At 54.2% G+C, this 25,132-nt stretch carries 16 protein-coding genes and 1 pseudogene; 12 read left to right on the top strand and 5 right to left on the bottom strand.

The window, feature by feature from the left end:
• Positions 1 to 107: 107 nt before the first annotated feature.
• The 8 genes from G462_RS0104880 (at position 108) to G462_RS0104845 (ending at position 14,508) form a co-directional block, all read left to right on the top strand.
• Positions 108 to 1,829 (top strand): DEAD/DEAH box helicase, encoded by a 1,722-nt coding sequence (locus tag G462_RS0104880; RefSeq protein ID WP_026957995.1) that lies wholly within the window; start codon positions 108 to 110, stop codon positions 1,827 to 1,829.
• An 86-nt stretch (positions 1,830 to 1,915) separates the two neighbouring features.
• Positions 1,916 to 3,325: a D-alanyl-D-alanine carboxypeptidase/D-alanyl-D-alanine endopeptidase gene (gene dacB, locus G462_RS0104875; protein WP_026957994.1), complete on the top strand. Its 1,410-nt coding sequence runs from the start codon at positions 1,916 to 1,918 to the stop codon at positions 3,323 to 3,325.
• A gap of 156 nt (positions 3,326 to 3,481) precedes the next feature.
• Positions 3,482 to 4,849, top strand: coding sequence for a sodium-dependent transporter (locus G462_RS0104870; protein WP_026957993.1), 1,368 nt, complete (start codon positions 3,482 to 3,484; stop codon positions 4,847 to 4,849).
• An 81-nt stretch (positions 4,850 to 4,930) separates the two neighbouring features.
• Complete coding sequence (pepN, locus tag G462_RS0104865) at positions 4,931 to 7,540, top strand: aminopeptidase N (protein WP_026957992.1); 2,610 nt, start codon at positions 4,931 to 4,933, stop codon at positions 7,538 to 7,540.
• Positions 7,541 to 7,609: 69 nt separating this feature from the next.
• Entirely contained in the window at positions 7,610 to 7,828 is a 219-nt protein-coding gene (locus G462_RS0104860; protein ID WP_026957991.1) for a DUF2835 domain-containing protein, read from the top strand.
• A 153-nt stretch (positions 7,829 to 7,981) separates the two neighbouring features.
• Positions 7,982 to 12,814, top strand: coding sequence for an NAD-glutamate dehydrogenase (locus tag G462_RS0104855; protein ID WP_026957990.1), 4,833 nt, complete (start codon positions 7,982 to 7,984; stop codon positions 12,812 to 12,814).
• 55 nt (positions 12,815 to 12,869) lie between these two features.
• A complete protein-coding gene (gene pyrD, locus G462_RS0104850; protein ID WP_026957989.1) occupies positions 12,870 to 13,880 on the top strand; it encodes a quinone-dependent dihydroorotate dehydrogenase in 1,011 nt (336 codons plus the stop codon).
• A gap of 82 nt (positions 13,881 to 13,962) precedes the next feature.
• Complete coding sequence (locus G462_RS0104845; RefSeq protein WP_026972578.1) at positions 13,963 to 14,508, top strand: cell division protein ZapC domain-containing protein; 546 nt, start codon at positions 13,963 to 13,965, stop codon at positions 14,506 to 14,508.
• 28 nt (positions 14,509 to 14,536) lie between these two features.
• Here the strand turns inward: G462_RS0104845 and G462_RS0104840 are convergent, their stop codons facing one another.
• Positions 14,537 to 15,079 carry an arylesterase gene (locus tag G462_RS0104840; RefSeq protein ID WP_051326534.1) on the bottom strand — a complete coding sequence of 181 codons (543 nt, stop codon included), beginning with the start codon at positions 15,077 to 15,079 and terminating at the stop codon, positions 14,537 to 14,539.
• Positions 15,080 to 15,256: 177 nt separating this feature from the next.
• Here G462_RS0104840 and G462_RS0104835 point away from each other — a divergent pair, with 177 nt between their 5' ends.
• From G462_RS0104835 to cysB, 3 genes are all read left to right on the top strand, one after another.
• Entirely contained in the window at positions 15,257 to 15,955 is a 699-nt protein-coding gene (locus G462_RS0104835) for an ABC transporter ATP-binding protein (RefSeq protein WP_425393724.1), read from the top strand.
• Entirely contained in the window at positions 15,952 to 18,450 is a 2,499-nt protein-coding gene (locus tag G462_RS0104830) for an ABC transporter permease (RefSeq protein ID WP_026957985.1), read from the top strand. Before G462_RS0104835 ends, G462_RS0104830 begins: the two co-directional genes overlap by 4 nt.
• Positions 18,451 to 18,551: 101 nt before the next feature.
• Entirely contained in the window at positions 18,552 to 19,538 is a 987-nt protein-coding gene (cysB, locus tag G462_RS0104825; RefSeq protein ID WP_026957984.1) for an HTH-type transcriptional regulator CysB, read from the top strand.
• An 8-nt stretch (positions 19,539 to 19,546) separates the two neighbouring features.
• On the opposite strand, the gene G462_RS0104820 is transcribed toward cysB, so the two are convergent.
• From G462_RS0104820 to pabB, 3 genes are all read right to left on the bottom strand, one after another.
• Positions 19,547 to 20,905: an L-serine ammonia-lyase gene (locus tag G462_RS0104820; protein ID WP_026957983.1), complete on the bottom strand. Its 1,359-nt coding sequence runs from the start codon at positions 20,903 to 20,905 to the stop codon at positions 19,547 to 19,549.
• A 105-nt stretch (positions 20,906 to 21,010) separates the two neighbouring features.
• Positions 21,011 to 21,592: a CoA pyrophosphatase gene (locus G462_RS0104815; RefSeq protein WP_026957982.1), complete on the bottom strand. Its 582-nt coding sequence runs from the start codon at positions 21,590 to 21,592 to the stop codon at positions 21,011 to 21,013.
• 29 nt (positions 21,593 to 21,621) lie between these two features.
• Positions 21,622 to 22,989, bottom strand: a complete 1,368-nt coding sequence (pabB, locus tag G462_RS0104810; RefSeq protein WP_026957981.1) for an aminodeoxychorismate synthase component I — start codon at positions 22,987 to 22,989, stop codon at positions 21,622 to 21,624.
• A 203-nt stretch (positions 22,990 to 23,192) separates the two neighbouring features.
• Here pabB and G462_RS0104805 point away from each other — a divergent pair, with 203 nt between their 5' ends.
• Positions 23,193 to 24,719: a fumarate hydratase gene (locus tag G462_RS0104805; RefSeq protein WP_026957980.1), complete on the top strand. Its 1,527-nt coding sequence runs from the start codon at positions 23,193 to 23,195 to the stop codon at positions 24,717 to 24,719.
• A gap of 72 nt (positions 24,720 to 24,791) precedes the next feature.
• Here G462_RS0104805 and G462_RS21765 read toward each other — a convergent pair.
• Positions 24,792 to 25,132, bottom strand: a pseudogene (locus tag G462_RS21765) (IS4 family transposase); the annotation flags it as partial.

The raw sequence follows: 25,132 nt of genomic DNA, 5'->3' as shown, positions 1-25,132 counted from the left end.
CTGCTTTCTCACAGGAAAGTGTTTTGAGACAGAAATCACAAATAGTAAGAGACTTTTTGTGATCAAACGCGTATAGTTCGCCTCTTTTTTTCAAAAACGGGTAAAAAATGTCTGAAACCAGTCGTGTGACGTTTGAGCAATTTGCTTTGCCGCACTCCATTCTAAAGGCGATATCTGAAATCGGATTTGAGACGCCATCTCCCATTCAGGAAAAAACCATCCCTTTATTGTTGGAAGGCAACGACGTACTCGGATTGGCACAGACTGGTACCGGTAAGACCGCAGCCTTTGCCTTACCGCTGCTGGCAAATATTGACTGTCAAAGCAACGATGTGCAACTACTTGTATTAGCGCCTACCCGTGAACTCGCTAATCAGGTGTGTGAAGCCATCGAAAGCTTTAGCCAGTACTTAAAGGGTCTGAAAGTCCTAGCGCTATACGGCGGCTCTGACTATGGTTCACAGCTGCGCGCCTTGCGTAAGGGCCCTCAGGTTATCGTGGGTACCCCGGGTCGTCTAATTGATCACTTGGATCGCGGCAAGCTTAAGCTAAACAACTTGAAAGCGCTGGTACTTGATGAAGCCGATGAAATGCTACGCATGGGCTTTATCGACGACGTTGAGCGCATTATGCGCGATACCCCTGAAGATCGTCAGACTGCACTGTTCTCTGCCACCATGCCGCCAGCTATTCGTAAGCTGACCAGCAGCTACATGAGCGATCCGGTAGAAGTTAAGATTGCTGCCAAGACGCAAACCGTGAGCAATATTGAACAGCGCTACTGGCGTGTGGGTGGCCTGAACAAGTTCGAAGCACTGGCTCGCATCCTTGAAGTACAAACCGAAGGCGCTAGCATCATCTTCTCTCGCACCAAAAGTGGTACCGCTGAGCTGGCTGAAAAGCTTGAGGCTCGTGGATTCCGTTCGGCAGCGCTAAATGGTGATATGAACCAGCATTTGCGTGAGCGCACCGTAGAGCGCCTAAAAAGCGGTCAGATCGATGTGGTGGTAGCGACCGATGTAGCTGCCCGTGGTTTGGACGTAGAGCGCATTACCTTGGTGGTGAACTACGACATTCCCTTCGATGCCGAGGCTTATGTACACCGTATTGGCCGTACCGGCCGTGCAGGTCGCTCGGGCAAAGCGATTTTGTTTGTTGGTGGCCGCGAACAGCGCCTGCTGCGTAACATCGAGCGTACTACTCGCCACCGCATTGAAGAGATGCAGTTGCCTTCACGCGAAGAGATTGAAACCCACCGCATTAAGGCGTTTGAAGCCAAACTGGCTAGCATTGCTGAGCAACAGCAAGATCTGTCTGACTACCAAGAAATTGCTACCAACTTGGCAGCTAGCTTGAACATCTCAGAGATTGAGCTGGCGACCTTGCTACTGATGAAGGCGCAAAGCGGTCGTCCGTTTAAGCTGCCACCAGACCCACAGCGTCGCGACAAGCGCGAGCCGCGTGAAGGTCGAGGCCGCCGTGACGAGCGTGCACCACGCCGCGAGCGCAGCGAACGCGGTGACCGGAATGAACGCGGCGGCGAGCGCGGTGGCGAACGCGGTGAACGCCGCAGCCGTCGTCGCTCTGATATGGATATGGAAACCTACCGCATCGATGCAGGTCGTTCACACGGTGTTCAAATCAAACATATTGTGGGCGCCATCGCCAACGAAGCGGATATCAGCAGTGAGTACATCGGCCATATCCAGCTGTTTGATGAGCACTCAACCGTAGAGCTGCCTACCGGCATGCCAGAAGGTGTATTCAAGCACCTGCGCCGCAGCTATGTGCGTTCGCGCCCAATGCGCATTGAGAAGTACAAGCCGTAACAAGCGCTAAGTCTCAGAGAAAAAAGGTGGATCTTGATCCACCTTTTTTTATACTGCGATTAACTCATTCCTAGCCCCAGACTCTGATGGCCCTTATTAATCGCGCTCGGCTATTACTCTTCTTGTTTATTCTCTCTCCAGTGTTCGCCGCTGAGCCAGTCCCTGAACCAGTCGTTGAGCAGGCTCTGATTGCCTACATCGGTCCTTCTGGCAGTCAACACAGTCAGTTGTTGATGACGCCAGCCAGTACCCTCAAGCTGTTAACTGCTACCGCAGCCACCAAAGTGCTTGGCAGTGATTTTCGTTTTACCACCCAGCTGAGCTATCAAAACCAGCAAGTGCATTTGCATATGTCTGGTGATCCCAGCTTCAGCTCTGACGCACTAGGCAGTCTGCTTCGCCAATACCGGGACAGCTCGGGTAAGCAAATCAAGCGTTTGTTGGTCGAGACCGGTCGCTACCAAGGCCACACCCGTGCCAGAGGTCAGCTTTGGAACGATATGGGAATGTGCTTCGCCTCACCGGTATCGAGCCTGACCATCGATGGAAACTGTATTGATGGCAGCGTGACACCGGCAGCGGTTGGCCAACCGGCCCGACTTAAAAGCGGTGATGCAGGCGTGGTGGACTTGGTGGGGGAGGTGATGACGGTGGCCAGTGAGCAGCGTGATTGCGAGGTCAATTTGCATATCGAGCCCGATAACCGCTATCGCCTCAGCGGCTGTCGAAATGTTGATAAGGGTGTCTTGCCATTGCGCTTTTCGATAAACGATGAACGGGCATACTTTGTCACCAAGCTGCAGCGTCAGCTGCGCGCCTTAGGTATGAGTGTGGGCAGTGTGGAGTTTGTAGACTCGCTGCCGGTGCTTACCCATACCGTGACGCATCATTCAGAGCACCTGCCGGTGTTACTAGAAGAGGTACTGCAGGATTCAAACAATCTATATGCCGATGCCTTGTTCCGTCAGCTTGCTAATCAGCAAGGCAGGGCGAGTACTTATACAGCGGCGGCCGATGTGATGAAAACCTCCCTTGCGGAGTTGGGCCTTCCGACGGAGCGCTTGGTGATCCGCGATGGTTCAGGCCTGTCGCGCGAGAACTTGGTCAGTGCTGATTTCTTAGTTGCGCTGCTGCAGACCTGGCAACACGACCCTGAGCTAAAGCCCTTGATTGCGCTGCTGCCAGTATCCGGTGAGTCAGGCACATTGAAGTATCGCCGTAGTGTTCGTTACGAGCCGCTTAAATCTGCGATCTACGCCAAAAGTGGCTATGTGGATGGGGTCATTAACCTGGCTGGCTTTATCAAAGTGGGGGAACAATTACTGCCCTTTGCCCACCTTTCAAATGGCGTGTCGCTCAGTCGTGCGCTGCGCGATGATGTACGCGCCCGGCGGGTGGTTCATCCAATCTTGCAACAAGAGCGACGTTGGCTTGAAAAACAATTGTCATACAATAGCGAGCTGGCTGCTTCATCAAATAAATCAAATCTAGATTAAATAAACGCTAATTCGCTTATTTTTCGACTAAAAATTCAGGGTTTTTGCTCGAAAGGTAGCAATTAACACTGCGGTTTGAAGATCGAGTGGCGTATATCACTTATTATTTTCTTTGCAGTTAGGGATAAATCTGTAAACACAACATAAGAGAAAATAATGAGTAACAACACATCTGTAAGCGGCCGTTGGTCGAGTAACTTTGCTTACATCTTGGCGGCGACGGGTGCCGCAGTCGGCTTGGGGAACATCTGGCGTTTCCCTTATATCATGGGCGAGCACGGTGGTGGCGCCTTCGTTCTGGTTTATCTAATCTGTATCGCCCTGATTGGCGTGCCAGTGATGATGGCCGAAGTGTACATCGGTAAACAGGGCCGCTCTACGCCCGCCAACGCTATGGCAAAAGTTGCCGAGGCGCATGGTCGTTCACGCCATTGGGGCATGATTGGCGGTATGGGTGTGCTAGCAGGCTTCTTAATCCTCAGCTTCTACGTAGTGATCGCCGGTTGGGCGGTAGCCTATGTCGGTAAGTCGGTTACTGGTGAAATTGCCGCTGCAGCAGGTGATGCGGATGCTGTAGGCGCGTTGTTCGGTGCACTGCTAGCTGACCCTTGGCAGCTGATCCTGTGGTCAAGCATTGTGACCTTCGGTACTGCCGGCATTCTGGCTAAGGGCGTAAACAAAGGTCTGGAGAAGAGCATCTCCATGCTAATGCCTGCACTGTTCATCCTGTTGGCTATCGTGATGGTTTACGCGGCGGCCACCGGTGCTTTCGGTGAAGCTGCGCGCTTTATGTTCTACCCTGATTTCTCCAAGCTCACGGTACAAGGCGTGCTGATTGCCTTGGGTCACGCGTTCTTCACGCTGAGCCTGTCTTCAGGGATCATGATCATGTACGGCGCCTACCTGCCAGAAGGTACCTCTATCACCAAGACCTCGTTCGCAATTGCCGCAATGGACACCTTGGTGGCGCTGATGGCGGGCCTGGCCATCTACCCAATCGTATTCGCCAATGGCATTGAGCCTGGCGCCGGTCCGGGTCTGCTGTTCGTATCACTGCCAATCGCCTTCGGCACCATGCCGCTGGGTAGCCTGGTATCAACTCTGTTCTTCGCCATGATTGTAGTGGCTGCATTTACCTCAGCGATGGCGCTGATGGAATCTGCGGCGGCTTATCTGGTAGAGCGTCGTGGCTTTGAGCGTGCTAAAGCGAGCTGGACTGCCGGTACCGTAATCTGGGTAATGAGTCTGCTAACCGTTGCCTCGTTCACCGAGCAAGAGTGGGTGAGCATTACCCTAATGGGTTGGGAGACTAACTTCTTTGGTGTTATCGACAAGCTGACCGAAGCGGTGATGTTGCCATTGGGCGGCTTGCTTGTAGCGGTATTTGTTGGCTGGGTAATGTGTGAAGATCGCTTAGAGAAGAGCATGGCGATGAGCAAGAACAACTGGAATTACTTCTTCGGTTGTCTGAAGTACGTGGCGCCAGTTGCGATTAGCGTTGTGTTTGTTAACGCCTTCCGCTAAACCAAGCCGTATTTCGATAAAAGCCTGCGTTTTTGCGCAGGCTTTTTTTGTTATAGTGAGCGCCTAAGTGTTTCTAAAGGAATGATCATGCAGCCAAAAGCCAAATATCGTGCTGATTATCAGGGCCCCGCGTTTACCATCGATAGCGTGGCGCTGGACTTCTATCTCGACCCCGCTTCGACCCGGGTTACAGCACGTTCCTTGGTTCGTCGTATCGCTGACGGTCCGCTGTGCCTCGATGGCGAACAGCTTCAATTGCTAAGCCTGAAAATTGATGGCCAAGATTACAGCGAGTTTGAACACAACGCCCAAGGGCAGCTAGAGCTTAAATCGGTGCCCGAGCAGTTTGAACTTGAGATTGTCACCGAGATAGCCCCGGCCGAGAACAAAGCGCTGGAAGGGCTGTATCTCTCTGGCGATGCCTACTGCACCCAATGTGAAGCCGAGGGCTTTCGCCGGATTACCTACTTCCTGGACCGCCCTGATGTGCTGGCCAAGTACACCACCACCGTGCACGCACCCAAAGCGGGCTTTCCGTTATTGCTGTCCAACGGCAACAAGGTAGATAGCGGTGAAGGGGAGAACGGCTATCACTGGGTACGCTGGGAAGACCCGTTCCCGAAACCAAGCTACTTGTTTGCGCTGGTCGCAGGCGATTTCGACCTGCTGGAAGACCGCTTTACCACCCGCTCTGGCCGAGAGGTAGCGCTGCAACTGTTCGTTGATCGCGGCAACCTGGATCGCGCCGATCACGCTATGTTGTCGCTTAAAAATGCCATGGCCTGGGACGAACAGCGCTTTGGTCTGGAGTACGACCTCGACATCTACATGATCGTTGCGGTGGACTTCTTCAACATGGGCGCCATGGAGAACAAAGGGCTTAACGTCTTTAACTCCAAGTATGTGCTGGCCAACAAAGCCACTGCGACTGACAGCGACTTCTTGGGTATTGAGGCTGTAATCGGCCACGAGTACTTCCATAACTGGACCGGCAACCGAATTACTTGCCGTGATTGGTTCCAGCTGTCACTCAAAGAGGGCTTAACGGTATTTCGCGATCAAGAGTTCAGCTCTGATCTGGGCTCACGCGCGGTTAACCGCATCAAGAACGTTCGGATCTTGCGTGGCCACCAATTTGCCGAAGACGCGGGGCCAATGGCGCACCCGATCCGCCCCGACAAAGTTATCGAAATGAATAACTTTTACACCCTGACCGTATATGAGAAGGGCTCGGAAGTGATCCGCATGCTGCACACCTTGCTCGGCGAGCAGGCCTTCCAAAAGGGCATGCAGCTATATGTGAAGCGTCACGATGGGCAGGCGGTGACCTGTGATGATTTTGTCGCGGCGATGCAAGATGCCAGCGGTGTGGACCTCACATTGTTTAAACGCTGGTACAGCCAAAGCGGTACCCCGGTGGTGAGTCTATCGGGTCACTACGATCTGGCCAATAAGCGCTACACCCTTGAGCTTAGTCAGCGCACGCCAGTCACTGCCGATCAACAAGATAAACTGCCGCTGCATATTCCGGTATCCATCGAGCTGCTCAGCGCCGATGGCGAGAGCATTACGCTATCGGTGGATGGCGCCGAGGTATCGCCGGTGCTGCATCTCACCGAAGAGCGTCAAAGCTGGGAGTTCGACAACGTTGGCAGCAAGCCGGTGGTCGTCGCGCTGCAGGATTTCTCCGCGCCAGTGCGCTTGGAGAGCAACTACAGCTTTGCCGAGTTGATGCATATCGTGGAACACGCCCACAACAGCTTCGCGCGTTGGGATGCCATGCAGAGCATTGTGGTGATGTGGATGCAAGAGGCGGTAGGCGTATTGCAAGCCGGTGAGCAGCTACGTATTCCCGCTGAGCTTATCAGCTTGGTTGAGAGTATCCTGCAGCAATCGATGGACGCTGCCTTTAAAGCGGAGCTCCTCACGCTACCGAGTGAATCGGAGCTGGCAGACAGCTTCGATGAGGTAGATATTGATGCGATTGCCACCGCGCGCGACTTCTTGTTTGAGAGCCTGTCTGAGTCGCTGGATGCCCAGTTTGAACAGCTAGAGCTAGAGTGCCAAAAACACGATCAGCAAAGCCTGAGTCATGCCGATATGGGCTGGCGCGCACTGCGAGGCGTTTGCCTAGCTTATCTGGGCTTTAGCAAACCGGGTCTGATTGTCGATGTCTACCAAAATAGCCATCTCATGACCGATAAACTGGCGGCGCTGGGCGCGGCGAACCGGGCGAAGATTGCCGAGCGTGATGCCATGTTTGGCGATTACGAGCAGCAGTGGCAGCACGATGGGCTGGTGATGGATAAGTGGTTTAGCCTGCAAGCCTGTCAGCATCGCGACGATGTGTTGCTGCGGGTGCGCGAGCTGATGAGCCACCCGAGCTTTAGCTTCGATAACCCCAATCGCTTGCGCTCGCTAGTAGGCGCATTCTGCGCGGCCAACCCGCGGTACTTCCACGCGAAGGATGGTTCGGGCTATGCATTTCTCGGCGAGATCCTGACCCGTTTGAACAGCAGTAACCCGCAGGTAGCAGCGCGTTTGATTACTCCGCTAATTCAAACCAAGAAGCTCGATGCAGCCCGTAAGGCGCTGATTATCAAGCAGTTGAAGAAACTGCTAGCGCTGCCCGACCTGAGTAAAGACCTGTTCGAGAAAGTCGATAAGGCACTAGCTCAGTTGCAGGAGTAGGCGCGGCGTTTACGCTTAGCGAATAGTAAGTAGCAAATAAGGGGGAGCGTTGCTCCCCTGGATTATTCCATGAAGCAATTTCATTTCTCTATACGCATCTCGTATCAGGATTTTGAAGCGGTCTATACCGGTGCTGCCAGTAATGTATTGGTCACCGATATTTACGGTAAACGTATTCAGATCCCGGCGCTGCGTTTTTTGCCATTTTTGGCCCCCACTGGCATTGTCGGTTCGTTCACCTTAACGGTTGATGACAACAATAAGTTTGTCTCCCTTAAACGCCGCTAAGCCCCTGATTCAAATATACTTCACACTTTAGTATCAGGGCCGGGAAAAACCTCGCTCTCATCACTTCCAAGCTAAGCAATTGTTTCTACAATCTAAGCAGTGACTTAACTAACGTTAGACCACACTGTCTTTCGTTTTGACAAGGAGGGTTGAATGACCCGCTCACAGCATTCCCGCTCTGTTCTATTGCAAAACGTCTATCAAACTATTGCTGACAAAATGCCAGCGGCTTCGGCCCCGTTGGTGGAGAATTTTCTCAGCCGCCTGTTCTCTGGTTTGAGCCTTGAAGATCTCACCCAACGCAACCATAGCGATCTATACGGTATGGGAGTGGGCTTATGGAAGGCGCTCAATCGCACCTCAACCTGTGAGCGGCATATCAAGGTGTATAACCCGGAGCTGGCGAAGCATGGCTGGCAATCGACCCATACCATCATCGAAATCATTGTGCCGGATTCGCCGTTCTTGGTGGATTCGATCCGCATGGCGCTCAGTCGCAGCGGTATCTCAACCCACGTACTGCTACACCAACCAATGCGCCTCGACCGGGACGACAAGCAACATATCAGCGCGGTGCACGATGTTGAGCATCAAGAGCTTGGCAACCAGACGGTGTTTATGATTGAGATCGACCGGCAAAGCGATGTCGCCCAGCTACGAGCGTTGAGTATGGAGCTGTCCAAGGTGCTCGATGAAGTCGCGGTGGTGGTGAACGATTGGCAGGGGATGCTCAGCCTGCTCAAGCAGGTTTCCGATGAGCTGGCCAAAACCAAGGGCAAAGCTGATACCCATCAACTGGCGCAGGCGGTGGCCTTTCTCGATTGGCTGGCTGACAACAACTTTACCTTGATGGGCTATCGTCGCTACGAGCTTAAGCAAAGCAAGGGCGACTTGAACTTAGTGCCTAACGACGAGAGCAGCCTTGGGCTTTACCGCAGTATCTACAAAAGCCATAGCGTGTCTCTGTCGAGTTATACCTCGGCGGCGCGCGATCTTGCTACCAACACTACGCCGCTGCTGCTCAACAAGAGCAATCATAAGTCGCGGGTGCATCGTCCAGCCTACATCGACCATGTGGGTATCAAGATATTCGATGGTAAAGGCAAGGTGGTGGGCGAGCACCGCTTCATTGGCCTGTATGCCTCGTCGCTATACAACCGCAGCGTGATGGAAGTGCCCTTAATCAACCAAAAGGTTGAGCGCTTGATGGTTAACTCGGAGCTGCCACGCGGCTCCCATGCCTACAAAAGCCTGCTCAACATCATGGAGACCTTCCCGCGCGATGAGCTTATTCAAGCCTCTGAGGAAGAGCTGCTGGCCACCGGCATCGGCGTGGAACAGATCCAAGAGCGTGATTTGATCAAGCTGTTTGTGCGACGCGACATCTACGGGCGCTTTTATTCTTGCCTGATTTATATGAGCCGGGATCGCTACAACACCGCCTTGCGGCAACAGTGTCAGGCCGTGTTAAAAGAACATTTTCTCTCCAACGACGAAGTGGAGTTCGCCACCTATTTTACCGAGAGCATGCTGGCGCGTACCCACTATCTTGTCCGTGTCGATAACCAACACCAGGAGTATGACTTGAACGAGCTCAATCAAAACCTGATGGAGGCCGCTCGCACCTGGGAAGACCGGCTGCTGAACTCCTTGGTTGCCAGTTTTGGGGAGGAGCGTGCCAATGCGCTGGGTAGCCGTTTTCAGTATGCCTTCCCGCGCTCGTACAAAGAGAATATCCTGCCTGGCTCTGCGGTGGCCGATATCTGCCAGCTAGAAGCGCTTGGCAGTGAAACCGAACTGGGGATGCTGTTCTACCGCCCGCAAGAGGAGCCGGAAGACAGCAACCATGTGCGCCTTAAACTGTTCCACTTAAACGAGCCGCTGCATCTCAGTGACATATTGCCAATGCTCGAGAACATGGGCCTGCGGGTGATTGGTGAAGCGCCGTATCCGATTAAAACCGCCGATGGCAGCAACTACTGGGTGTTGGATTTCTCCATGCTTTACACCGGGGAAGGGCGGCTGGATATCGAGCAAAGCCGCGAACGCTTTCAGCAGGCCTTGGCAGAGATCTGGGCCGGTTCGTTGGAAGACGATGGCTTTAACCATCTGGTGTTGGCCGCCGATGCCAGCGGGCGCGATGTGGCTCTGCTGAGAACCTACGCCAAGTATATGCGCCAAATAGGCAGCACCTTTAGCCAGCGTTATATTGAGCAGGCGTTTATTAAGTATCCAAGCATTTCGGCTTCGCTGCTCGATCTGTTCCGCCGCCGTTTTGACCCTGGGCTCAAGCGCTCACCAGCGATTGAAAAGAAACTGGAGGCCTCGCTTAACGAGCAGCTAGACGGGGTGAGCAACCTCGATGACGACCGGATTATCCGCCGCTTTATGGAAATGATCAAAGCGACCCTCAGAACCAACTTCTACCAGCGCAATGGCCAAGGAGAGATCAAAGAGTATATCTCGATGAAGATCCAGCCAGAGGCGATTAGCGATATGCCCAAGCCACTGCCGGCGTTTGAGATCTTTGTTTATTCCCCACGGGTTGAAGGTGTGCACCTGCGCGGTGGCAAGGTTGCCCGGGGCGGTCTGCGTTGGTCAGACCGCCGTGAGGACTTTCGCACCGAGGTACTGGGCCTGGTGAAAGCCCAGCAGGTGAAGAACACTGTGATCGTGCCAGTGGGCGCCAAGGGCGGCTTTGTCTGTAAGCAACTGCCGTCACCTAGCGATAGAGAGGCATGGCTCGAGGAGGGCAAGGCCTGCTACCGCACCTTTATTCGCGGATTACTCGATATTAGCGACAACATCGTACAGGGTGAGATTGTAGCGCCCGAGCAGGTGGTTCGGCGCGATGAAGATGACCCTTACTTGGTGGTTGCCGCTGACAAAGGCACCGCCACCTTCTCGGATATCGCCAACCAAATCAGCGCTGAGTACAACTTCTGGATGGGCGACGCCTTTGCCTCGGGCGGTAGCAATGGCTACGACCACAAAGGCATGGGCATTACCGCACGCGGTGCCTGGGAGTCGGTCAAACGCCACTTCCGTGAGATGGGCATCGATTGTCAGAGCAGCGATTTTAGCTGTATCGCGGTGGGCGATATGGCTGGCGATGTGTTCGGTAACGGTATGCTGCTCTCAGAGCACACCTGCTTGGTTGCTGCATTCAACCATATGCATATCTTCATTGACCCAAGCCCGAATGCCAAGGCCAGCTATACCGAGCGCAAACGGCTGTTCGCGCTGCCGCGCTCGAGCTGGAAAGATTATGACGAATCACTGATATCCGCGGGTGGTGGCATCTTTGAGCGCAGTGCCAAGTCGATCACCCTGAGTAAAGAGATCCAAAAACTCGTGGGCACCCGCGCAGAGAGCGTCACACCCAATGAGCTGATCAAACTGCTGCTAAAAGCTAAGGTCGATCTGTTCTGGAATGGCGGCATTGGCACCTATGTGAAGGGCTCGACTGAGAGCAACATCGATGTGGGCGATCGCGCCAATGACGCGGTGCGGATCAACGGCAGTCAGTTGGGGGCTAAGATCGTCGGTGAGGGCGGTAACCTTGGTATTACCCAGCTAGGGCGTATCGAGATTGCGTTAAACGGTGGCCGTATTAACACCGATTTCACCGATAACGTTGGCGGGGTGGACTGCTCAGACAACGAAGTAAACATCAAGATCCTGTTGAACGCACTGGTGAGCAATGGCGATCTGACCGAGAAGCAGCGCAACCGTACCCTAGAAGAGATGACCGATACCGTGGCAGGTATTGTGCTCACCAATGCCTATCGGCAGAGCCAGAGTATCAGTATTAGCCAGCGCTCCGGCGCAGCGATGGTCAAAGAGATCGTGCGCTTCCTGCATTGGCTGGAGCGCAGCGGCCGTCTCGACCGTGGCCTGGAGTATCTGCCCAGTGATGAGGAGTTGTTTGAACGCCAAGCGGCTGGTGTTGGGCTAACCCGTCCAGAGCTGGCGGTATTGGTGGCCTATGGCAAGATGGCGCTCAAAGAGATGTTGTTGGATCCGCAGGTGACAGCGGATCCGTTCTTAAGCAAACAACTGGTCGCCTCCTTCCCCGAGCAGCTACAGAAGCGCTACAGCGCGCAAATGCACGAGCACCCGCTGCGCAATGAGATAGTCGCGACCCGTCTAGCCAACCAAATTGTTGATGATGTGGGCTTTAACTTTGTTAGCCGCTTGATGGAGGAGACCGGCGCGATGCCCGCCGAGATCTGCGCCAGCTACGCCACTGCCAAGCAGGTGTTCGGCCTTGGCGACTTGCTCGCCGCCATCGAGGCGCTGGATAACCAGGTGAGTGCAGAGCTGCAGCTGGAGATGATGGACAGCATCCGCCGCATGTTGCGCCGGGCAACACGCCGCTTCCTTACGCTACGTGATCGCAGCTTGAGCATCGCGCAGCAGGTGCAGCGTTATCGCCCCGGTTACTTGGCGATACAGCAGCAGCTTTCCAAGGTGCTGGCCGATGATGAGGTTAAGCAGATCAACAAGCACATCGCGCAGTTGGTGAAGCAGCAAGTCCCCGAGGCGATTGCCACTGAGTTAGCGCAAATGAGTTCTGCCTATTCGGTGCTCGATCTTGCCGAGATCGCCGAAGAGCTCGAGGCCGATGTGAGCGAGCTAGCACCGGTGTACTTCAATCTGGGATCCCAATTGGGCCTGCATTGGTTCTTAGAGCAGATCAACTTGCTGGCAGTGGACAATCACTGGCAAGCCTTGGCGCGTGCCTCGTTCCGTGAGGATCTCGACTGGCAGCAACGTCAGCTTAGCCAAAGTGCTTATCGCTGGGCAAAACAGCAGCAAAGTCAGGCGCCGTTGGAGGATTGGTTGGCCAGCCATAGTGCTTTGACCGAGCGTTGGCATCATATGCTTGCTGATTTTAAAACCAGTAACACCCATGAATTCGCTAAATTCCCAGTTTTATTGAGAGAATTAAACCTTCTTAATTTAAATTGTGCCGCGAAATAGTATAGAATCACGCCCCCGAAGCCCCGCACCTTCGGGGGAGATTCTAGGAGCCGGCATGTATTACCCTTTAGCACGTAAACTCATCTTCCAACTTAACCCAGAACGCGCCCATGACATGATCATCGACATGTTCAAGCGCACCGGTGGTACCCCACTGGATCTAATGTATCGCCAGCGGATCAAGGATAATCCGGTTGAAGTCATGGGATTGACCTTTCCTAACCCAGTTGGTCTGGCTGCAGGTTTGGATAAAAACGGTGAGTGTATCGATGCATTTGGTGCCTTAGGCTTCGGTTTTATTGAGGTTGGAACCGTAACGCCACGCGCCCAGGATGGTAATCCCAAGCCACGTATTTTCCGTTTGGTTGAAGCCGAAGGTTTAATTAACCGCATGGGCTTTAACAATAAAGGGATCGATTATTTGGTTGAGCAGGTAAAAGGATCCAATTACAAGGGCGTGCTAGGGATCAATATTGGTAAAAACTTAACCACCTCGGTTGAAAATGGTAAAGACGATTACCTTATCTGTATGGATAAGGCGTTTGAGCATGCTGACTACATTACCGTAAATATCTCTAGCCCAAATACTCCTGGCCTACGTACTTTGCAATATGGTGAGGCGTTGGATGATTTGCTGGCTTCATTAACTGAGCGTAAGCAACAACTTAGCGCTAAGTTCAATAAGCATGTGCCCTTGCTAATTAAAATTGCCCCAGATTTGGATGAGTCAGAAATTGAGCAAATTAGTGACTCATTGATTCGCTATCAGCTTGATGGGGTTATCGCCACCAACACTACGCTGGACCGCAGCATGGTCGACGGTATGGCCCATGCGGCAGAGGCGGGTGGCCTGAGTGGTCGTCCAGTGCAGTTGAAGTCCACCGAAGTGATCCGCAAATTGGATCATTATTTAAATAAAAAGATCCCAATCGTTGGGGTGGGTGGAATTGATTCGGCCATGGCTGCCAAAGAAAAGATCCAAGCCGGTGCTCAGCTAGTTCAGCTATATAGTGGCTTTATTTATAAAGGGCCAAAGTTAATTAAAGAGATTGCTGAACTGCTCTAATTTTATTCAAATAATCGTTGTCTTTGCCTAAATTGCGTAGTAGTTTTATACAGCAACTAGGCAAGGACAATTATTGAGCATTATGCTTATTCACCCAAACAATCAATGGCACTGGCTATTTGATCCTGACAAAAGTGCAATGACACTGGAGTTGGGAGATGAGCTATTGTTTGTTTCTGCCTTGACTACTCAGCGTTGCGTTCCTTATGCGCAAGGCGACCAACCTTTCTCTACTGAGCACGCCGAACTCTATTATGCCTTCTTGGAAGGTCTGGATTCATTCGAGTGGCCAGCACCGGTTAAAGTGCATGTGGTGCTCAATGCCGTTGCGATGGTGTTGTTCCACAAGCCGATGATGCCGCAGAGTTGGTTTTTTAAACCGATTGCTCATCAGTACTTCACCAAGCTCACCGTGGGCGAAGTGGTGGTCTGTCAGGGGCAAGAGGGGAATGGTCGGTTTGTGTTGCTGGAGAGCAACGAAAAGAGCTACACCTTGATGTACATCGACAAGCAACTGAGCTTAGATGGCATTAAACACCTGCAACAGTTTGATACCATCAAAGTGATGCACGATCGCGTGCTGCCGCTGCGTACTGCCCAATCTCTCGGCTTTGCCCGCAGCGCCTAATTTTCTGTTCTCGCTAACTTCTCTCTCGCTAGTGTTTTAGCAGCTCTAGGATGTGATCCTTCATATCGTCGGCCAAAAGCGGCTGAGCCTCGGCGTTTGGGTGGATGCCATCGTCCATCATCAGCTCGCTATCCAGGGCTATCTCCTCGATAAAGAACGGCAGCAGTGGCACGTCATAGCTATCGCTGATGCTCGGGTAGAGCTTTTCAAAGCCTTCGGTGTAGCGACGACCATAGTTGGGAGGAATACGGATCTGCATCAGCGCCACGTCAGCCCCGGCATCTTGCGCCAATTCGATCATCTCGCTGAGGTTGGCCTCCAGACGCGCCAAGGGAAAGCCGCGTAGGCCATCGTTGCCACCGAGTTCAATCAATACCCAATCGGGTCCATGCTTATCGAGCAGGGCGGGCAAGCGCGCCAAGCCGCCAGCGCTGGTTTCCCCACTAACGCTACCGTTAATTAGTTCAAAACCCGGATGCTCAACCCGCAGTTGCTGCTCGGCCAGTGCCACCCAGCCTTGGCGGGTATCGAGGCGATAGGCTGCACTGAGGCTGTCGCCTACAATCAGCATTTTTGTTGGCGCAGCAACCGATACACTGATACAAATAAAACAGAGGGCAAGAGCAAGCCCACTTCTAACTAGCTGATTTTTAAAAGCAGTCTTTTGGGCTACGGCGAGCGTAACTAGTGACAATCTTATTGCGCAGACAGACAGCTGCAACCGCTTAAGCATACCGAGGATCTCACTGTGACAGGGCAGTACCAGACACCTAACATAATCATAAATGCCGAAGGACTCAATCATCGGGTCGACTCTGGCAGCGAACAACTCACCTTGTTAAAAGACATCAACCTGCAAGTTAGTCAGGGCGAAAGCGTGGCCATTGTGGGGGCGTCTGGCTCGGGGAAAACCACCTTGCTGAGCATGCTGGCCGGCTTGGACTCGCCCAGTGAGGGCGAGATTGCAGTATGCGGCGCTAATCTCAAACAGTTGGATGAGGAGCAGCGCGCCACGCTGCGCCGAGAAAAACTTGGCTTTATCTTCCAGCAGTTTCTGCTAATTCCCAGTCTCTCGGCCTTGGACAATGTAATGCTGGCCGCTCAGCTGCGCGGTCTGGATGATGCCAAAGCGTTAGCTGCCGAGTGGCTTGAGCGAGTCGGCTTGCGCGAGCGAGCCAGTCATTTTCCCAACCAACTCTCTGGTGGAGAACAGCAACGGGTGGCCATCGCCCGCGCATTTATTTGTCAGCCAGAGGTGCTGTTTGCTGATGAGCCTTCAGCCAACCTTGATGCAGATAATGGTCATCGCATCGAAGAGTTACTGTTCAGCTTAAACCAACAACTGGGTACCACTTTGGTGCTGGTGACTCACGACCCAAGTTTGGCCGCACGTTGTGACCGGGTGCAGCAGATGGCGGGCGGCGCTTTGTCTGAGGCGCGGCCATGAACGGTTTAAGCTGGCGCCTGTTTATCGCTGAGCTGCGCCGCGGCGAGCTGATTATTGTCTGTTTGGCCATCATCTTGGCGGTGAGTTCGGTTTGGCTGTTCTCCTCGGTCACTTACCAGGTAGAAGCTGCGCTGGTATCTCGCAGTAGCGACTTCTTGGCGGCTGATCGGGTGGTGCGCAGCGCCCATCCAGTTGATTTGCCGCTTGAGCAGCAAGCCTCGCAGCGCCAACTTAACTATGCAGAGCAGCTGCTGTTTCCCACCATGGTGTTCGCTGGCGATGAGATGGCGTTGGCCAATGTAAAGGCGGTGAGCGCTAATTACCCGCTGCGTGGCGAGCTGTTAATCAGACCTGCGCTGCTAGCGCAAGGCGAGGTCAGCGAAGCGCCGCTGCCGGGCGAGGCCTGGCTGGCAGAGCGGCTGTTCTATCAGTTAGGCATTGATATCGGTGCTGATATCGAAGTGGGCGACAAGCTGCTGCGGGTCAGCGGCGTGATTGAGCGCGAACCCGACGCACCGTTTAGTGTGTTTATGACCTCGCCAAGGGTGTTGATCAACCTCCAAGATGCCGAGGCCACCGGCGTTATCCAACCGGGCAGCCGCCTAAGCTATCGCTACCAGTTTGCGGGTGGCGAGGCGTCGCTCACGCAGTTGGATGAGTGGCTGCGACCGCGTCTGGCTGACAACCAGCGACTGTTGGATGTGCAATCTGCTGGGAATCCGTTGAGTGAGGCCTTGGAACGCGCGCAACGCTTCTTGTTGCTGGCCGGCTTGATTGGTGTGCTGCTGGCATCCTCGGCGATTGCTGTAGCTAGTCGGCTATACTGCCGCCGCCACTATGATGTGGTCGCCATCTTTAAGGTGTTGGGAGCACAACGTCGCCAAGTCCAGCGGGTTTATCTCACCCATTGGTGTTTGATTGTACTCACCGCCGTATTGTTGGGGTTGGCCTTGGGGGCGGTATTGCAGCTGCCGTTAAGTCGTGTCGCGAGTCAGGCCCTGGATTTGGAGCTGCCAATGGTGTGGTGGCGGCCGCTGCTGGTTGCCGGTGGCACCGGCTGGTTGTGCGCCTTGGCGTTTACTTTGCCCACACTGGCACAACTGTTTGGTGTTGCGCCGCTTAGGGTGATTCGGCGTGACCACGATGCCTCGGTGGTGGCGCCTTGGCAGGTGGCGTTATGGATAGTGCTTGCGGTGTTTGTGCTGCTGTACTGGTACAGCGCATCGTTGCAGCTCAGTTTGCTGCTGATGGGCGGCGGTATGCTGGCGGTACTGCTGATTGTCGGCTTGCAAACTTTGGTGCTGCGAGGCTTGACCCGTTGGCGCGAGCATTCGCGCTCGCTGGGCATGCGCCTTGCGATCTCTTCGCTCTACCAGCGCGCCAGTAGTAACCAGTTACAACTGCTGGGCTTTAGTATTGCCATCATGCTGGCGCTGCTGATTTGGGTGGTGCAACGCGATTTGATTGCGCAGTGGGAGCAGCAAGTACCCGAAGGTGCGCCCAACCATTTCGTGTTGAACATAGCCCCCAACCAACTACCCGAGATCCAACAGCAGTTTGCTGATGCAGAGCTTAGCGTGAGTCAGCTCTATCCCATGGTGCGTGGGCGCCTGATCAGCGTCAACGATGAGGCGGTGTCTCAGCGTGAGCGCAGCGATGAGTTCGACGAAAAGCAAAGTGAGCGACGCCCCGGGCCCGGCCGCGAGTTGAATCTGAGCTTTGCTGACACCCTTGATGACAACAATAAGATCGTCGCGGGCAGTTGGCATGGCAGTGAGGTAGGGGCGCAAGCCTCGGTTGAGCAAGAGTTTGCCGAACGCCTTGGCCTGCAGTTGGGCGATCGGCTGTTGTTCCGGGTGGGCGGACTGGAAGCCTTAGTTACGGTGACCAGCTTGCGCAGTGTCGACTGGAATAGCATGCAACCTAACTTTTACGTGCTGATGAGCACCGACGTACTGGATAACTTCGGCCATAGCTATATGGGCTCCTTTCATCTGCCGGAGGGCAACAGCCGCTGGCTAAGTGGTTTGCTACGCGAGTTTCCAACTTTAGTAGTGATTGATGTTGCCGCCTTGATCGCCCGCTTGCAGGGCGTGGTCGAGCAAGTCGGCTTGGCGCTCAAGCTGGTGTTCGCGATTGTGCTTGTGGCAAGCTCGCTGGTGCTGCTGGCACAAACCCAAGGCTCATTGGATGAGCGTAAGCGCCAGTTGGTGGTGCTGCGTACCTTGGGCGCGGGCAGGGCGACGCTGCGTGCCAGTATTGTGTGGGAGTTTGTACTACTCGGTGCGGTGGCTGGCGTGGTGGCGGCGTGTTGCTCGCAGCTACTGCTTAATGCCCTTCAGTATTGGGTGTTTGAAAGCCCGCTCACCCTTGCCTGGTCGCTGTGGTTGGCCGGGCCGATTAGTGGTGCGTTGGTGGTGGCATTGGTTGGCGCCTTGCGCACCTCTGCATTACTAAAACTGAATTCTGCACAATTAGTTAGGCGCATTAGCTAGTGCGATTTCCCAGTTCCGTGTTAATCTTATAACAAATGGATCTATACCCATACGACTAACAATAAGCCCTTAACATGGGCAAAAAAGGCGACGGAGCCGGAATGAAACTACAGCAGCTGCGCTATATCGTGGAAGTAGCTAACAACAACCTAAATGTTTCAGCTACAGCAGAAAGTCTCTACACCTCACAACCGGGGATCAGTAAGCAGATCCGCTTGCTTGAGGACGAGTTGGGGGTACAGATATTTAAGCGCAGCGGTAAGCACCTCAGCCAGGTGACGCCCGCGGGTAAGGAGATTATCCGCATCAGTAACGAGATCATGGGCAAGGTTGAAAGCATTAAGGCGGTTGCCAGCCAGCATACCCATCCCGATCGTGGCTCGCTGAACATCTCTACCACCCACACCCAAGCGCGCTATGCGCTGCCCTCGGTGATCCAAGACTTTATCAAGCGCTACCCCAATGTGTCGCTGAATATGCATCAAGGCACCCCAGCGCAAATCAATGAAGCGGTCTCGAAAGGCACTGCCGATTTTGCGATTGCCACCGAGGCGATGCACTATTTCTCGGATATGGTGATGCTGCCATGTTACTACTGGAACCGCAGTATTCTGGTGACCAAGGAGCACGAGCTGGCTAAGCGTTATCTCTCTGGTGAGCAGATTACCGTGGAGCATCTGGCGCAGTTCCCGTTGGTCACCTACATCTTCGGATTTACCGGTCGCTCAGAGCTGGACGAAGCCTTTAACCAGGCGGGTAAAGAGCCGAAGATCGTGTTCACTGCCACCGATGCCGATGTTATCAAAACCTATGTGCGCATGGGGATCGGTGTGGGCGTATTGGCCAGTATGGCGATTAACGAAGAGCAGGACAGCGACTTGGTGGCCATCGACGGCAGCCACCTGTTCAAGGCAAGCACCACACAGATTTGCTTCCGTAAGGGCACTTTCCTGCGCACCTATATGTACGACTTTATCGAAGGCTTCGCTCCGCACCTGAACCGCAATTTGGTGGACTTGGCGGTGCAGGCGAAGAACCCACGTGAGCTGGAGCGCTTGTTCGCCGATATCGAGCTACCGATTAAATAGCTCGCCCTTTAACACTCGATAATGTTCACTGCGAGGCCGCCACGGGCGGTCTCTTTGTATTTGGTCTGCATATCGCAGCCGGTTTCCCACATGGTCTTGATGGCCTTATCCAGCGACACCTTGTGTTGACCGCTACCGCGCAGCGCCAGACGTGCCGCGTTGATTGCCTTCATTGCCCCCATTGCGTTGCGCTCGATACAGGGCACCTGTACCAAGCCGCCAATGGGATCACAGGTCAGCCCCAGATTGTGCTCGATGCCAATCTCTGCGGCATTCTCAATCTGTGCCGCCGAGCCGCCAAACAAGGCGGTAAGCCCTGCTGCCGCCATGGAGCAGGCCACGCCCACTTCGCCCTGACAGCCGACTTCTGCACCGGAAATCGACGCGTTGAGTTTGTAAAGCGCGCCAATTGCGGTGGTGGTTAAGAAGAACTGGCGGATAGCCGATGGGTCGAGTTTGCAGACGAAGTGATCGTAGTAATGCAGTACCGCGGGAATAATGCCCGCCGCACCGTTGGTGGGGGCTGTGACCACCCGGCCGCCAGCGGCGTTCTCTTCGCTTACCGCTAGGGCATAGAGGTTGACCCAGTCCATCACATTCAACGGATCGCTGCTAGTGCTACGCTGGGCATTGAGTTGACGGTGGATAGCTGGGGCGCGCCGTACCAGTTTTAGGCCGCCGGGCAGCATGCCTTCGTGGTTCATGCCGCCGCTGACACAGGCCTGCATGGTGGCCCAAAGCTGCTCTAGATAGTGGTCTATCTCTTGCGCGCTATGCATGGTCAGCTCGTTATCCAACATTAAGTTGGCGATGCTCTTACCTTCGCGCGAAGCTAGTGCCAGCAGCTCATCGGCGGTGCTAAAAGGATGGGGCAAGGTCTGAGTTTTGCGGGCTGGGCTTTCACCTTCTTCCAGGATATAGCCGCCACCAATCGAGTAATAACTGGCGCTGATGGCGCTGCCACTGTTTAACTGTGCGTGAAAGGTCAGGGCATTGCTGTGCTGCGGCAGGGATTTATTACGGTGGAATAGGATGGCCCCTTCGCGAGGGAAAGGCACGGTGTGAGTGCCTGCCAGCATCAATTGCTCGCTTTGATCAAGTGCAGCCAGATGCTCAGGGATCGCGGCGACGTCGATACTCTCTGGAAGCTCGCCCATTAAGCCTAGAATCACCGCCTTGCCAGTGCCATGGCCTTTACCGGTGGCGCCCAATGAGCCAAACAGCTCCACACTAATCTGCTCGACGGACTCCAAGCCGTGAGTTGTAGCAAGCTCGTCCACAAAGCGCTTGGCGGCGCGCATAGGGCCGACGGTGTGAGAACTGGAGGGGCCGATACCGATGGTGAAGAGGTCGAACACACTGACCATAAAACGCGATTTCCTTATCTGTGGCAAATTCCATTAAACATAGCATCTACCGCTAGAAATAGAATCGGCCCTTCTTACAAAATGCGCTCTAGATTACGATGTGCGTTAAAAAACACTGTTGCCATTTTTGCTTCCCGCTTGGCAGTGAAGGGCGAAATCATGCAGGATGCGCGCGGTTGCGCCCCACACCAGCTCGCCACCTACCACGATAAATAGCACCTTGTGCAACTCGCCGTTACGCTGGATCTCATGGGTGTGATAGGCGCGCTCGTACAGGAAAGGCTGCAGAGGAAGCTGTAAGATCTGCTCTACTTCTTCTGGGTTGTGTCGAAGTTGGTAGTCGCCACTCACCTCGGCGACAAAGGGGGTCACGGTAAAGTTACTAACGGTGGAGCGCTTAGGCAGTTCGCCCAACACCTTTACAAAGCGTGGGGCAAGGCCAATCTCCTCGTAAGCCTCGCGCAGCGCGGTGGCTTGCAGGTCGGCATCTTCTGGGTCGTGGCGGCCTCCGGGTAGGCTGATCTGTCCGGGGTGATGGCGCAGATGGCGGGCGCGGCGCGTTAGCAGCAACTGTTGGCGGGCAACATCGATGGCCAGTAATACGGCAGCGGGCTGCCGAGCCGGATCCGTGGGATGGGGAAGGGCGCTTTGCAATACAAAGCGCTGTTTGTAATGTTGCTCGTCCATGTCGCCTTTTATGTATTAATCGCTTCGAGCTAGGTGCTCAATGCGGGGAGGATCCGACTGAGTTTGTCGAAACACTCCTGATACTCCTGTTCTACTTCAGAGTCTACCACTACCGCGCCACCTGCCCAGCAATGGATTTTCCCCTGCTCGCACACCAAGGTGCGGATGGTGATATTGGTGTCCATATCACCATTGTGGTTGATATAGCCGATAGCACCACAGTAGGCGTTGCGTCGATGCGGCTCCAGCTCTTCGATAATCTCCATGGCGCGGATCTTCGGCGCGCCAGTGATTGAGCCGCCGGGAAAGCACGCGGCCAGCAGTTGCTCCGCACTGACACTATCAGGCAGCTCTGCAGTCACCGTGCTCACCAAGTGGTGCACCGCTGGGAAGCTTTCCACCTCAAACAGTTTAGGTACTCGCACCGTGCCGGGGGTCGCTACCCGGCCGATGTCGTTGCGCAGTAGGTCGACAATCATCAGGTTTTCCGCTTGGTCTTTCTCGGATTGCTGTAGCTGCTGCTTTTGCTGGTGGTCATGCTCGGCGGTGGCGCCGCGTTTACGGGTGCCTTTGATTGGCTTGGTTTGTACGGTGCTGCCACGTTTAGCGATAAAACGCTCTGGCGAGACACTCAGAATGCAACTCTGTGGCAGACGCATAAACGCGCTGAACGGCGCTTGGTTACCCGCCAACAAGCGTTGGTAGGCATCGAACTCATCACCTTGGTAGCGGCTGCTAAAGCGTTGGGTCAGGTTAATCTCGTAGCAATCACCGCTTTTCAGGTACTCCTGCACCTGATCAAAGCGCTGGCGGTACTGCGCTTCACTGAGGTTACTTTGCCAGTCCTCGCTTAGCGCAAACGCCGGCTGCGCTTGTGCTTGTAGTAGCTGTAGCCATTCCAGACGTTTGGCTAGCTTGGCATCAGCGGCTTGCTCAGTAAGGCCCTGCGAGTAGCTTACGAGCAACAGCTGCTGGGCGGCTTTATCATGAATGATGGCCCAGTCGTAGTAGCCCAGTGCCATATCGGGAGTGGCAATATCTTGCTCGGCAATCTCAGGCAAGCGCTCCAGGCTGCGACCTAAATCGTAGCCCCACAGGCCAAGGCAGCCGCCGATAAAGGGCAGGGCGTGATGCTCCGCCTCGCTAAACAGGCGTTGGCGTAGCTGTTGGGCTTGAGTAAAGGGGTTGCCATCGACGGAGGTGACGACGCCGTTTTCAACCTGCGTGCCATGGCCATCTTGGTAGCAGAGGGTCGCGATGGGGTCGGCGACGACAATATCGAACTGGCTATCGGGGTGGTCTTGGCTGGCCGATTGTAAAAAACAACTCCACACTTGTTGCGAAAGTGCTGGAAGAATGTGGTCAAGCGTAAGAGAAAGAGGTTGAATTCGTACCATTCTTTATAAAGATTGTTCAGTTAAAGCTTGCTTATCAAGCACGTCCGACAAAATTGCCCAAAACCGGATGGGCGTCGCTAGCCCAGTGCGGGGCGCAAGGTTATCATAGGCGACCATGGAACACGACCTCTGCCCGCACACAGAGAAGTAGCATCCCCTCGGCAGAGTTGAAATGAATTCATAATTAAAACGACGGAGAGACTATGACTGTCATTCGCAAGCAGGACTTTATCGATAGCGTAGCTGATGCGCTGCAATTTATTTCGTACTACCATCCGCTTGACTTCGTAGAAGCCATGGCCGATGCCTATGAAAAAGAGCAGAGCGTAGCAGCCAAAGATGCTATCGCGCAGATCCTTATTAACTCACGGATGTGTGCTCAAGGTAAGCGTCCAATCTGTCAGGACACCGGCATTATCACCGCTTTCGTGAAAGTGGGTATGGATGTGCGTTGGGAGTCAGACCTGACTGTTCAAGAGATGGTGGATGAAGGCGTTCGCCGTGCTTACACCAACCCCGATAACACCCTTCGCGCTTCAGTGGTTGCCGACCCTAACGGCGCGCGCAAAAACACCCGCGACAATTCACCTGCCGTTGTGCACACCGAGCTGGTGGCTGGCGACAAGGTAGAGATCATGGTTGCGGCCAAGGGCGGCGGTAGCGAAAACAAATCAAAGATGGTGATGCTGAACCCGTCTGACAGCGTAGCTGATTGGGTGGTTAAGACCTTGCCAAGCATGGGTGCTGGCTGGTGTCCACCGGGTATGATCGGCATCGGTATCGGCGGTACTGCTGAGAAAGCGGCAGTGATGGCCAAAGAGTCGTTGATGGATCCTATCGATATCCAAGAGCTGCAAGCGCGTGGTGCCAGCAATGCTGACGAAGAGCTGCGTCTGGAGCTGATGGAGCGCGTCAACAAGCTGGGTATTGGTGCCCAAGGTCTGGGCGGTCTGACGACCGTTCTAGATGTAAAAGTGAAGTCTTGCCCGACTCACGCAGCCTCTAAGCCAGTTGTGATGATCCCCAACTGTGCGGCAACCCGTCACGCGCACTTCTACCTTGATGGCAGTGGCCCAGCTGAGCTGAAAGAACCTAAGTTGGAAGACTGGCCGGAGATTAGCTGGGAAGTCGGTGACAACGTACGTCGCGTTAACGTGGACGAGTTGACCAAAGAGAACATCGCCGAGTGGAAGATGGGTGAGACTGTTCTGCTGAACGGTAAGATCCTGACCGGTCGTGATGCGGCTCACAAGCGCATCAAAGAGCTGCTGGAATCCGGTGAAGGCCTGCCAGAAGGCGTGGATTTCGATGGCCGCTTTATCTACTACGTAGGACCGGTAGATGCAGTACGCGACGAAGTGGTAGGCCCAGCTGGCCCAACGACCTCTACCCGTATGGACAAGTTCTCTGACATGATGCTGGAAGAGTGCAACCTGCTAGGGATGATCGGTAAAGCCGAGCGTGGCCCTGCAACCGTTGACTCTATCAAGCGTAACCAAAGCGTTTACCTGATGGCCGTAGGCGGCGCCGCTTACCTGGTATCGAAAGCGATCAAGAAAGCGCGCGTGGTTGCCTTCGAAGAGCTGGGTATGGAAGCGATCTACGAGTTTGAAGTTGAAGATATGCCAGTGACGGTTGCAGTTGATTCCAACGGTAACTCTGCACACGCTGAGGGTCCGGCTATTTGGCAGGCTAAGCTTGAAGAGCTTGATGCCAAGCTATCTAGCTAACAGCCCGTTAAGCCTTGCTCGTTGAGCAGGCTAGGCGAATAGCAAAAGGCGGCCCGTGAGCCTGTCTCTTGATCACAAGTCCCCGTGCTCAAGAGACATCGCAAGCTCATAGCCTTCAAGGATGGTTTGCAACTTAAACCATCCTTCCCACAACACCTTCACAGACGCTCGGCCTGTTCGTTTTGTATCTTTCCATCCACCTAGTCTGGCGAGGCTCTCGTAAGCCCAGTGCATATCCGGAATGCCCGTGGGTAGTGGCTTTCCTACCGTTTTCATCCACAACAGTTTCCAAGCCTTCGTGCTCATCACGTGTTCGCAGTTCATGGTTGTGCCGTTCGGCTCGACCTCTTTGATAAAACGTAACTGCAGTAAACGGGTGGCAATAAAGGCGAGTATGACGCTCATGCGCTCCA

Source organism: Aliagarivorans taiwanensis DSM 22990, assembly GCF_000429505.1.
Lineage (GTDB): Bacteria > Pseudomonadota > Gammaproteobacteria > Enterobacterales > Celerinatantimonadaceae > Aliagarivorans > Aliagarivorans taiwanensis.
This window is presented reverse-complemented; position numbering and strand designations above follow the sequence as displayed.

Coding starts and splice junctions, on each gene's coding strand:
- cysB (WP_026957984.1), top strand. CDS start 18,552: ATGAAACTACAGCAGCTGCGCTATATCGTGGAAGTAGCTAACAACAAC.
- pyrD (WP_026957989.1), top strand. CDS start 12,870: ATGTATTACCCTTTAGCACGTAAACTCATCTTCCAACTTAACCCAGAA.
- G462_RS0104845 (WP_026972578.1), top strand. CDS start 13,963: ATGCTTATTCACCCAAACAATCAATGGCACTGGCTATTTGATCCTGAC.
- G462_RS0104805 (WP_026957980.1), top strand. CDS start 23,193: ATGACTGTCATTCGCAAGCAGGACTTTATCGATAGCGTAGCTGATGCG.
- G462_RS0104855 (WP_026957990.1), top strand. CDS start 7,982: ATGACCCGCTCACAGCATTCCCGCTCTGTTCTATTGCAAAACGTCTAT.
- G462_RS0104820 (WP_026957983.1), bottom strand. CDS start 20,905: ATGGTCAGTGTGTTCGACCTCTTCACCATCGGTATCGGCCCCTCCAGT.
- G462_RS0104880 (WP_026957995.1), top strand. CDS start 108: ATGTCTGAAACCAGTCGTGTGACGTTTGAGCAATTTGCTTTGCCGCAC.
- pabB (WP_026957981.1), bottom strand. CDS start 22,989: ATGGTACGAATTCAACCTCTTTCTCTTACGCTTGACCACATTCTTCCA.
- G462_RS0104815 (WP_026957982.1), bottom strand. CDS start 21,592: ATGGACGAGCAACATTACAAACAGCGCTTTGTATTGCAAAGCGCCCTT.
- G462_RS0104860 (WP_026957991.1), top strand. CDS start 7,610: ATGAAGCAATTTCATTTCTCTATACGCATCTCGTATCAGGATTTTGAA.
- G462_RS0104870 (WP_026957993.1), top strand. CDS start 3,482: ATGAGTAACAACACATCTGTAAGCGGCCGTTGGTCGAGTAACTTTGCT.
- pepN (WP_026957992.1), top strand. CDS start 4,931: ATGATCATGCAGCCAAAAGCCAAATATCGTGCTGATTATCAGGGCCCC.
- G462_RS0104830 (WP_026957985.1), top strand. CDS start 15,952: ATGAACGGTTTAAGCTGGCGCCTGTTTATCGCTGAGCTGCGCCGCGGC.
- dacB (WP_026957994.1), top strand. CDS start 1,916: ATGGCCCTTATTAATCGCGCTCGGCTATTACTCTTCTTGTTTATTCTC.
- G462_RS0104840 (WP_051326534.1), bottom strand. CDS start 15,079: ATGCTGATTGTAGGCGACAGCCTCAGTGCAGCCTATCGCCTCGATACC.